Below are 11,601 nucleotides of genomic sequence, written 5' to 3' on the forward strand. Positions count from 1 at the left end.
GGTATCCGTATGTTGACTAAACCTACCCTCATTGCAGCAGCATTTTGTAGCATTTTCGCTACCACTGCAGTACAGGCTAAAATTTCGCCGGAGCAAGTGGAACGCCTTGGCGCGGACTTAACGCCAATTGGCGCCGTTAAGGCCGGAAACCAAGATGGTTCTATACCTGCTTGGGATGGTGGTATCACCGAAGTGCCGGCAAACTATAAGCCGGGCATGCACCATCCGGATCCGTTTGCTGCGGATCAGGTGTTGTACACCATAGACAAATCAAATCTGGAGCAGTACAAACACCTGCTTAGTGCAGGCCAGATAGCCTTGTTTGAAGCCTACCCAGATACCTTTAAGATGCCTGTGTACCCAACTCGCCGTAGTGCCTCATATCCTCAAGCCTTCTACGATGCGACCAAGAAGTACGCCACTCAAGCCGAGTTGATTGAAGGTGGTAACGGTATTAAAAACACAGCCATTGGTATTCCATTTCCTATTCCTGCCAATGGTCTTGAAGCCATTTGGAACCACCTGCTGCGCTACCGTGGTCAGTCTATTTCGCGCTTTGGTGGTCAGGCGATGCCAACGGCTTCCGGTGCCTATAACCTGATTGGCTTTGACGAGCAGTTATTGATCAAGTACGCCGCCGACGATGCCACGCCTGAGCAGCTGGAAGAGTCAAATATCCTCTTCAAATTTAAGCAAAGCGTCACCGAGCCGGCGCGTCTTGCAGGTACCGCATTATTGGTTCATGAAACCATGGACCAAATCCTGACTCCGCGTCAGGCATGGACTTACAACACGGGTCAGCGCCGCGTACGTCGTGCACCAAACGTTGCTTATGATGCCCCGGGAACGGCGTCAGACAACCTGCGCACGACCGATGACTTCGATATGTTTAACGGCTCACCTAACCGTTACAACTGGGAGCTAAAGGGTAAGCAAGAATTATTGATCCCTTATAACAGCTACAAGCTGCACAGTGATTCATTGCAGTACGATGATATCCTCAAACCGGGTCATGTAAACCCTGAGCATCTGCGTTATGAGAAGCACCGTGTCTGGGTGGTTGAAGCAACCTTGAAAGAGGGCACGCGTCACACCTATAAGAAGCGTACCTTCTACATTGACGAAGACAGCTGGCAGATCTCTGTGGCCGACCTATACGACAACCGTGATCAACTATACCGTGTAGCTATGGCCTATGGCTTGAACTACTACGAAGTACCGGCGCAGTGGAGTACGCTTGAGGTTTATCATGACCTTAACTCTCGTCGTTACCTGGCCATTGGTCTGGATAACCAAGAAGCTATGTATGATTTCTCACAGTCATTCAATGACAATGAGTTTACATCTAACGCTCTTCGCCGCGAAGGTCGCCGTTAATCCTCGTACTTAGCCGGGCTCACCTAGTGGGCTCGGCTCCTTGATTCAATTTCTCTTTTTTGGGCGCATATTTATATGAAGTACTTGCTTAGTTGGGCAACGTTGCTTTTGTCGCTGCACGTTGTAGCTCAAACAACACCTCAGCCCGCTTACCAAGCCGAGCAGGCGACGCATACACTTTTCACCGATATTACCGCCACCGCTGAGCGTGTGATTGCCGTTGGCCAACATGGCACCATAGTGATCAGTGACGATGCTCAGCAGTGGCAACAGGCACAATCACCGGTAGACGTGTTACTGACCTCGGTGTTCTTTATTGATAACAACCAAGGCTGGGCATGCGGCCATGACGCTACCATCTTAAATACCCAAGATGGCGGGCAAAGCTGGCAAGTTCAGCAGTTTTTACCTGAGCTTGATAAGCCTTGTTTGGATATTACCTTTATGGATGCGCAACAGGGCATAGCCGTGGGTGCATACGGTATGTATTTCGTTACCCAGGACGGCGGCCAAAGTTGGCAAAAGCGCTTCCTCGATAGCTTGTTGTTTGCCGAAGACCGCGACTATTTAAATGAGCTTAAAGCCGAAGACCCAGAAGGCTATGAAAGCGAGACTGCTTCTATTTTGCCGCACTTTAACCGCATTGCGACAACCAGCAAAGGCTTGTATATAGTGGGTGAAATGGGCCTGATAGCGCACAGCAGCGACGGTGGCCAAACCTGGCAGCGTGAAGAAGAAATCTATCAAGGCTCGTTTTTTGATATTACCGAAATGGCCGATAAGCTTTATGTAGCAGGTTTACGTGGTAATGCTTTTAGTTATAGCGAAGAAGATGGTTGGCAACAGCTGATGGCGAATGAGCAGGCGACCATGAACAGCATGATGACGACTGCCGATAAGCAGCTGTATATTTTCGGCAACTCGGCGGTGATCTACCATCTGGATGATGCCAGCAGCACGCAATTGCAAAGTGAGCAACTCAGTGATGGTAAAGCCATCTTAAACGGGGTGCTGTTCAATGGACAATTGATACTGGCCACCGAAGCTGGGATCCAAAGCAAGGAGTTTAACTAATCATGCAAATTATAGTGGAAGCATTAGAGCGTAGTTTATTCCGCCATCGCATGTGGGTGATAATGGCCTTTGTGTTGGCCACATTAGCCCTGGCTTTTCAGGCTACTCAGCTTAAACTCGACGCCTCATTTAATAAAAACATCCCTCTTAACCATGAATATATGAAGGTGTACACCAAGCATGAGAAGCAATTTGGTGGCGCCAACAGCATATTAATTTCCGTTTGTGATGCCGGTGGTGACATCTTTAATGAAGAGTTCTTTACTCAGTTAAAGTCGGTACATGATCAGCTTTACTTTATTCCCGGCGTTAACCGCCCATTGGTTAATTCGATCTTCTCGCCCAGTGCCCGCTTTGTTGAGGTGGTCGAAGATGGTTTTAGTGGCGGCCCCATTATTCCTGCGAATTTTCGTCCCGATGAGCGTGGCTTAGCCCGGGTAAAAGAAAACATAGAAAAGGCCAAGGTAGTAGGGCGCATGATAGCGTCTGATTATTCCTGTGCCATGGTCAGTGCCCAGCTGATGGAGTTCGACCCACAAACCGGTGAGAAGCTCGATACCTTGGCGATTGCCGAGCAGCTTGAAAGCAAAATCCGTGATGACCTGAGTACGGACAACGTCAGCATTCATATTATCGGCTTTGCGAAAATGGCCGGTGATATCGCCGATGGTGCCAAGGGCGTATTGCTCTTCTTTGCCCTCGCAATAGTGATCACCTTTATTATGGTGTGGCTGTTCTGTAAAAGCTTTAAGCTGACCCTGTTGCCAATTGTCTGCTCCTTTATCGCTGTGGTCTGGCAGCTTGGTTTGCTCTCAACCCTGGGCTTTGGTCTGGATCCCATGTCGATTCTGGTGCCGTTTTTGGTTTTTGCCATAGGCGTGAGCCACGGCGTGCAAATGATCAATGATATCGCCAAAAAAGTACAACTGGGCAGCAGCGCTAAAAATGCTGCGGAGTCGAGCTTTAAGGCCCTGATGATCCCAGGTGGTATCGCCTTGCTATCGGACACTGTGGGCTTTTTAACCTTGCTTGCTATCGACATCGGCATTATTCGTGAGCTGGCCATTACCGCAAGTTTAGGGGTGGCGGTGATCATCTTTACCAACCTGGTGTTGTTACCCGTGATTGCTTCTTACTTGAATGTGAGTAACCTGCACGTGCTGTCCGCGGATAACAGAAATAAAGATGCGCTGTTTAAGCTCCGTGAGTTACTGGTTTGCGCCACCGATAGAAAATATGCCGCCATTATCCTTATTTGTACGGCGCTGCTTTTTGCCTTCGGTTATTGGCAATCACAAAAGATGCATATCGGCGACTTACATGCAGGCGCGCCAGCGTTGCACGAAGATGCCCGCTATAACCAGGATACCTTCTTGATCTCAGATAGATACGAGATCTCCTCGGATATCCTTAAGGTGATAGTTGAAGCCTATCCAGCGGCTTGTACCGAGCACGATGTGATGGAGCGTATTCGTCAATTCCAGTGGCGTATTGAAAACGTCCCTGGGGTGCAAAGCAGTGTGTCTCTTGCCAGTGTGGCGCAGGCGGTCAACGCCGGTTACAACGAAGGCAATTTAAAATGGCAAACCCTGCCGCGCAATACCGCATCTCTGGTGCAGGCGTCGTCGCGGGTGGAGACAAGCTCAGGCCTGCTTAATGGCGATTGCTCTGTGATGCCGGTGATCATCTTTATGAAAGACCATAAGGCGCAAAGCATAGATCAGGTAGTGGCGACGGTGAAGGAAGTGGGCGCCGAGTTTGGCACCGACAAACTGCAATTCCGTTTGGCCTCAGGTCCTATCGGCGTGATGGCGGCCACTAATGAGTCCGTATCCGAAGCGCAAACGCCGATGATGCTGTATGTCTATGGTGCTGTGATAGCCCTATGCTTGGTCAGCTTCCGCTCGGTGCGCGCGACCATAGCCGTGGTTCTGCCTCTGTATATAGTATCGACCCTGGCGCAGGCGCTGATGGTGGCATTGGAGATTGGCCTTACTGTGTCGACCTTGCCGGTTATCGCCCTGGGTGTGGGTATAGGTGTTGATTACGGTATTTATATCCTATCCTCCAAGATGATCCAGCTTAAGCAGGGCCTTAGTGTAAGTCAGGCGTATCGTAATGCCTTGGTTGAGCGGGGCAGTGCTGTGCTATTTACAGGTATCACCTTGGCAGTGGGTGTAAGTACCTGGATTTTCTCGGCGCTGAAGTTTCAGGTCGATATGGGCATCTTGTTAACCTTTATGTTCCTGGTAAACATGATAGGTGCCTTGCTTATAATTCCAGCAATCAGCGCCTTCTTGTGGTCTGACCAGAAAAAATAATGTGAATACGTGTTAACGGAAATGGCCGGTCTCGGCCATTTCTATCTATATTTTGTGAATAATGCGTCAAAGCGCTGAAATCATTGGTCTGATTTCATCGAAAAGGCTGTTTATTAGCTGTAAAAGGGTTAGAATTCACCCCGACTCCACGCTATTCAGTCACCCGTTCACAAGGCGGTATAGATTAAGGAACACACAATGACACAAAATGACGGTCACGCTAGCGTTATTCTGAATAACGTCAGCAAGCTTATTAAGAGCAAAGTTAATCCAGACAAGGTGTCACTGGTCGACAAATTCGCCCATGCGTTATACAGCAATATGTCGGCTGAGGACCTAGTACACAGAAATGACAGTGACCTCTACGGGGCAGCGCTTAGTCTTTGGAATTCCCTAGAGGGAAACAAGGGCGACGAAGCGGTGATCCGCGTAATTAACCCTGAAGTAGCAAAACACGGTTGGCAATCCTCTCACACCATCGTTGAAATCATAGCTAAGGACATGCCATTTTTGGTGGACTCGGTGCGCATGTCACTGAATCGTGCCAATATAGCTTCACACCTGTTGCTGCATACACCGTTAAAAATTCAGCGCGATAACGATGGCGCCATCATCAATCTTTCGAACCTAAAAGCCGAGCAAGAGTCGAACTCGACGAAAACAGTGTTCTTTATCGAGATTGACCGTCAAACCGATGAAGGCGAAATCAATGCCTTTAAAGCCGAGCTTGAGTCGGTTCTAAACGATGTCTCACTGGCAGTAGAAGACTGGCAGCCAATTCGCAGCAAGTTGCTTGAAGTGATCAAAGACTTGCCTAAGCGCCCGCACAATGTTGATGCGGTTGAGCTTAATGAAACCCTGGAGTTTCTAGAGTGGCTGGCCAGCGATAACTTTACCTTTATGGGTTACCGTCAATACCTGCTGACGCCGGTGAAGGGTGACCATCAGCTTAAGGGCGTGGAAGGCTCAAGCCTAGGTCTGATGAAGAACTCAGATGAAAACCATGTACGCTTACTGTCAGACATGCCAGAAACCGCTCGCAAAGAAGCGCGTAGCAATAACCTTTTGGTATTGACTAAAACCAACTCGGTTTCCCGTGTACACCGTCCGGCGCACACCGACTATATCGGCATTAAGCGTTTCGATAAAGACGGCAACGTGGTAGGCGAAGACCGTTTTATCGGTTTGTTCTCATCGAGCTTCTACAATAACAGCGCCGCCGATGTGCCGGTGTTGAAGTCGAAGATCCGCCGTGTATTGGATATGAGTGATTTCGCTGCGGGTACGCACGCCTATAAAGCGGTGTTAAACCTTCTTGAAACCTATCCTCGTGACGAACTGGTGCAAGCTCGCGAAAGCGAACTACTTGATGTAGCCATGGGCGTATTGCAAATCCAAGAACGTGATATGTGTCGCCTGTTCGTGCGCAAAGACACTTATGGTCGTTTCTTCTCGTGCATGGTGTATGTGCCACGTGAGCGTTATAACACAGCGCTGCGCCGCGAAACCCAGCAAATTCTTGCAGAAGCCTTTGGCTCGAACGACAAAGTGGCCTTTACCACTTATTTCTCAGAATCAAACCTTGCTCGTACTCACTACATAGTGCGCGTGCAAGACGACAACGTAGATTACGACGTGAAAGAAATCGAAAACAATTTAGTAGAAGCTGCCCGCACTTGGGAAGATAAACTGCAATCGGCATTACTTGGTAGTAATGGCGAAGCCCGTGGTAACGAACTTAACCGCAAATACGCTAATGCGTTTGCCAGCGCTTACAAAGATCAGGTACTGCCTAGCGCTGCCGTGGTTGATATCGAAAAGCTAGAGTTGCTTGATGACGACAACAAGCTGGAAATGCTTTTCTACCGTCCACAAGAAGAAGTAAGCTCAAACATAGTACGCCTATCTTTGTTCCACAAAGATGAGCCTATTCACCTGTCTGACGTTATGCCGATGTTGGAAAACTTCGGTCTGCGCGTTATCGGTGAAACTCCATACGCGGTGAAAACGTCTGATGGCCAGGTAAACTGGATCATGGACTTCTCTATGTTGCTGAGCAACAAAGAAGTAGCGGACTTCGACAAGGTTTCTGCTCGTTTCCAAAAAGCGCTAACGGATGTTTGGAACAACCGCCTGGAAGACGACGGCTTTAACCGCCTGGTATTGGTTGGCGGCCTAGCGGGTCGTGAAGCATCAATCCTGCGCGCCTATGCCAAGTATATGCGTCAAATCGGCGTAACCTTCTCGCAAAGCTACATCGAAAGCACGTTTGCCAACTACCCGGACATCGCCACGCAAATCGTTAAACTATTTGCTAAGAAGTTCTCGGTTAAGGCTCCTGGCACAGATAAAGCCATTGAGAAGCTGATTGCGCAAATTTACGAAGCCCTTGAAAACGTAGCTAACCTGGATGATGACCGTATCATTCGCTTGTACGTTGATATGATCAAGGCAACCTTGCGTACCAACTACTACCAAAAAGCTGAAGATGGTCTGTTTAAGTCTTACATCTCATTCAAGGTTAAGCCAAGCTTGATCCCGGATGTACCACTGCCACTTCCTGCGTTTGAAATCTTTGTTTATTCACCACGCGTTGAAGGTGTACACCTACGTGGTGGTAAGGTTGCTCGTGGTGGCCTTCGTTGGTCAGACCGTCGTGAAGACTTCCGTACCGAAGTATTGGGTCTGGTTAAGGCGCAGCAGGTTAAGAACACGGTTATCGTACCTGTTGGTTCTAAAGGTGGTTTCGTTTGTAAGCAGCTACCGAGTGAGCGCGAAGCCTTCTTTACCGAAGGTCAAGAGTGCTACAAGATCTTTATCCGCGGTCTACTTGATATCACAGACAACATAGTTCATGGCGAAATTGTTGCCCCTGTCGATGTCACTCGTCATGACGAAGACGACCCGTACCTGGTTGTTGCTGCCGATAAAGGCACCGCGACCTTCTCTGATATCGCTAACGGTATCGCGCAAGAGTATGGCTTCTGGCTAGGCGATGCCTTTGCCTCGGGTGGCTCTGTTGGTTATGACCACAAGAAGATGGGTATTACCGCCAAGGGTGCTTGGGAGTCGTGAAACGTCACTTCCGTGAAATCGGCATTGATTGTCAAAACACAGACTTTACCGCCATTGCTATCGGCGACATGGCCGGTGACGTATTCGGTAACGGTATGTTGCTATCTAAGCACACGCGCTTACAAGCGGCATTTAACCATATGCACATCTTCATCGACCCGAACCCGGACGCAGCCACGTCTTGGGAAGAGCGCAAGCGTTTATTCGACCTGCCGCGTTCAAGCTGGGAAGATTACAACAGCGAATTGATCTCTCAAGGCGGTGGTATCTTTAACCGTAGCGCCAAGTCAATCACCTTGACGCCTGAGATTAAGAAGATGATTGGCACCAAGAAGGCGGCGATGACGCCAACTGAGCTGATCAAAGCCATACTGATGATGCCTGTAGACCTGCTATGGAACGGTGGTATCGGTACTTACATCAAGTCTAAGTCTGAAACCGACACAGACGTAGGCGATCGCGCTAACGATGCGCTTCGTATCAACGGCGGCGAGCTGGGTGCGAAGATCTTCGGTGAAGGTGGTAACCTGGGTGCGACGCAATTGGGTCGTATCGAGTTTGCTGCTAAAGGCGGTCGTATCAACACCGACTTTACCGATAACGTAGGTGGTGTAGCCTGTTCGGATAACGAAGTGAATATCAAGATCTTGCTTAACTCTCTAGTGGGTGAAGGCGACTTGACTAAGAAACAGCGTGACGAATTGCTCTATGCGATGACAGACGAAGTATCAGAGTTGGTACTGAGAGACTGTTACCGTCAAACCCAGACCATTTCCGTGACTCAGTTAAAAGGCGCGTCAACGCTTAAAGAAAAGGTACGCTTTATCCACGCCCTTGAAAAAGAAGGCAAGCTGGATCGCGTTATCGAATTCTTACCAAGCGATGAAGAGCTGGCAGAGCGCGCCGCATCAGGTAAAGACCTGACTCGTCCTGAGCTGTCTGTGTTGGTGTCGTACGCGAAAATGGTACTGAAAGAAACCTTGGTAACGGACGAAGTATCGGAAAACCCATACTACCGTCAGTTGTTGGTGCAATCTTTCCCTGCGCCACTGCGCGAGCGTTTCAATGCGGCCATGGACAATCACCCGCTACGCAGAGAAATTATTGCCACCAAGTTGGCTAACAACATAGTTAACGACATGGGTCTTAACTTTATGGTGCGCATGCACGAAGAAACCGGTGCCTCGGATGCTGAAATCGCCCTGTGCTACAGCATTGCCCGCGAAATCTTCGCCTTGCCAACAACCTGGAGCGAGATCAGTGCCCTGGACAACCAGGTTGATGCAGCGGTGCAAACAGAAATGTTGTATCAGCTTCGTCGTACCGTACGTCGTGCCACGCGTTGGTTCTTACGTCACCGCAACAAGGCCTTGACCATTGAGCAGAGCATCGAGCACTTTGCACCTTGCTTTAAAGATCTAACGGACAACCTGCACAGCTACATGGTGAGCGCAGAGAGCGAGCAGATCCGCAAAAACGCGACTGCATTGGCAGACAAGGGCGTTCCGGCGCAACTGGCGATGCGTATCGTATCGCTTTCAAGCCTGTTCTCAGCCATGGATCTGGCGGAAGTGGCAACGCAAAGCAAGCGTCCTACGGCGATTGTTTCAAGCACTTACTTCAAGCTGGGTGCGCGTATGGGTCTACACTGGTTCCTTACGCAGATCACCAATCAGCCGGTACAAAACCACTGGCAAGCCCTTGCTCGTGCCTCGTACCGCGAAGAGCTGGATTGGCAGCAGCGTACCTTGACTGATGTTGTACTGCGCAGCTTCGATGACAAGGAACAGGATGTTGATGCGCAAATCGACGCCTGGATGGACGCAAACGATGCCTTATTGCATCGTTGGCAGCAGATGCTAAGCGAATTTAAGACGTCACAAAGTCATGATTTTGCGAAGTTCTCTGTAGCTCTGCGTGAGTTGATGTTACTTGCACATAACTGTGATCAACGTAACTAAGCTCTCTGTTAATAAGCAGTAAAACTCTGTAGAATACCCCGGCCTTTGGCTGGGGTATTTTTTTCTAGGGGGATCCATGTTTTACGAATTAGCACGCCGTTTTATGTTCACCAAGGACGCGGAATGGGCGCATGACTTTGCGCTAAACAACCTACGTCGCTTTGCCAACACACCATTGTCTATGGCCTGGTCGCAAAATGTGGCCGATAAGCCAACGGAATTTCTAGGCCTGGAATTTAAAAACCCAGTGGGTTTGGCCGCCGGTCTGGATAAAAACGCCGAATGCATCGACGCCTTTGCGCAAATGGGTTTTGGTTTTATCGAAGTAGGCACGGTGACGCCACGACCACAAGCCGGTAACGATAAGCCGCGTATTTTCCGCCTACCAGAGCAGCATGCGGTGATCAACCGTATGGGCTTTAACAACAAGGGCGTAGATAACCTGGTTGCCAACGTTAAGGCGTCAAACTATCGCGGCATCCTGGGTATTAATATCGGCAAGAACAAGGACACGCCAAACGAGCAGGGCAAGGATGACTACATCCACTGTATGCGTAAGGTGTTCGAGCACGCCTCGTATATCACGGTGAATATTTCTTCGCCGAACACGCCGGGTCTGCGTGATCTGCAGTACGGCGAGGCGCTGGATGATCTTTTATCCAGCCTGAAAAACGAACAGTTGGATCTTATTGCCAAGCACAATAAACAAGTGCCCATGCTGGTAAAGGTAGCCCCTGATCTTGATCAGGTGCAGGTAGAGCAGGTTACCCATTCTTTGTTAAACAACAAGATAGATGGCGTGATTGCGACCAACACCACCTTAGATCGCACCGCAGTGCAGGGCCTACAGTATGCGGATGAAGCCGGTGGCTTGTCTGGTCGTCCTGTGCGTGCCAAGTCTTTAGAGGTGATCAAGGAGATCAAGCGTATTTCCAATGGTCAGTTGCCTATTATCGGCGTCGGCGGTATCGACAGCGCTGAAGCGGCCAAAGAGAAACTCAATGGCGGAGCAGATTTGGTGCAGATTTACACCGGATTTATCTACGAAGGCCCGGCGCTGGTTAAACGGATCTTAAGCGGCTTATAAGGATCCGCTATTAATACGGACGATCCCTCGTAAAATATTATTAGAATTAATTTTACAGGGGATCGCCAAGCGCTATAATCCAAAGTTATAAGCATTGATTTTATTGACTTTAATTTAGATTAAATCGAGGAAGGGATGTTACAGGCACAACAAGATTGGCAATGGCAAGTATGCGAAGAGCGCAATACACTGTTACTCGACATGGGTGACATGCAGTTTTGCACGCCGTATAAAAGCCGCCAGTTGATTGATGAAGCCTTTACCCAGCCCAACTTTAATCTGCGTGATGCCGAGTTCTATCAGCAGGTTTGTCAGTACCTAAGCGGGTTTTCGCTGTGGAATGATGCCCATATCTGTCAGATTGCCCTTAACGCCACCGCGGTCAAACACTACCTTAAGCCCATGCTGGCAAAAAGCTGGTTCTTCGCCCCCTATACTGGCAACCAAGCCAATCACGAAGCCGTGGTACAGCTGACTTCTTCCCAGCAAAGTGGACAATTCCTGATTGTTGACTGCACCGAGCAAGCAAGTGTGTGTCTATGCCTTGAGTCTAGCTTTGCCCTTGATGAAAATTTACAGCTGCAACAGTTTGCTGTGATCAAGGTGCTAAACGACCGTATCACACCGATTTTCTCCGCCCAAGGACAACAAAAAAGCGCCTAAGACAAAGGGGCTGTGATACAATCTCGGGGAATTTACGAGATAG

General features: G+C 49.2%; 5 protein-coding genes and 2 pseudogenes. All 7 read left to right on the top strand.

What is annotated here, in order from left to right; translation table 11 throughout:
• The first annotated feature begins 9 nt into the window (after window positions 1-9).
• The 7 genes and pseudogenes from C2M34_RS13800 (at window position 10) to C2M34_RS13825 (ending at window position 11,558) form a co-directional block, all read left to right on the top strand.
• The gene (locus C2M34_RS13800; protein WP_105198880.1) at window positions 10-1,377 is read left to right on the top strand and encodes a DUF1329 domain-containing protein; all 1,368 of its coding nucleotides are present in this window, start codon (window positions 10-12) and stop codon (window positions 1,375-1,377) included.
• A gap of 75 nt (window positions 1,378-1,452) precedes the next feature.
• The gene (locus C2M34_RS13805) at window positions 1,453-2,451 is read left to right on the top strand and encodes a YCF48-related protein (RefSeq protein ID WP_105259098.1); all 999 of its coding nucleotides are present in this window, start codon (window positions 1,453-1,455) and stop codon (window positions 2,449-2,451) included.
• A gap of 2 nt (window positions 2,452-2,453) precedes the next feature.
• Window positions 2,454-4,772 (top strand): efflux RND transporter permease subunit, encoded by a 2,319-nt coding sequence (locus C2M34_RS13810; RefSeq protein WP_105198882.1) that lies wholly within the window; start codon window positions 2,454-2,456, stop codon window positions 4,770-4,772.
• Window positions 4,773-5,093: 321 nt separating this feature from the next.
• Window positions 5,094-6,116 (top strand): annotated as a pseudogene (locus tag C2M34_RS16095) (NAD-glutamate dehydrogenase); the annotation flags it as partial.
• A 110-nt stretch (window positions 6,117-6,226) separates the two neighbouring features.
• A pseudogene (locus C2M34_RS16100) lies at window positions 6,227-9,805 on the top strand (NAD-glutamate dehydrogenase domain-containing protein); the annotation flags it as partial.
• Window positions 9,806-9,884: 79 nt separating this feature from the next.
• Window positions 9,885-10,895, top strand: coding sequence for a quinone-dependent dihydroorotate dehydrogenase (gene pyrD, locus C2M34_RS13820; RefSeq protein WP_105198884.1), 1,011 nt, complete (start codon window positions 9,885-9,887; stop codon window positions 10,893-10,895).
• 135 nt (window positions 10,896-11,030) lie between these two features.
• The gene (locus C2M34_RS13825) at window positions 11,031-11,558 is read left to right on the top strand and encodes a cell division protein ZapC domain-containing protein (protein ID WP_105259099.1); all 528 of its coding nucleotides are present in this window, start codon (window positions 11,031-11,033) and stop codon (window positions 11,556-11,558) included.
• Window positions 11,559-11,601 lie beyond the last annotated feature (43 nt).

Source organism: Pseudoalteromonas sp. T1lg88 (assembly GCF_002964765.1).
Lineage (GTDB): Bacteria > Pseudomonadota > Gammaproteobacteria > Enterobacterales > Alteromonadaceae > Pseudoalteromonas.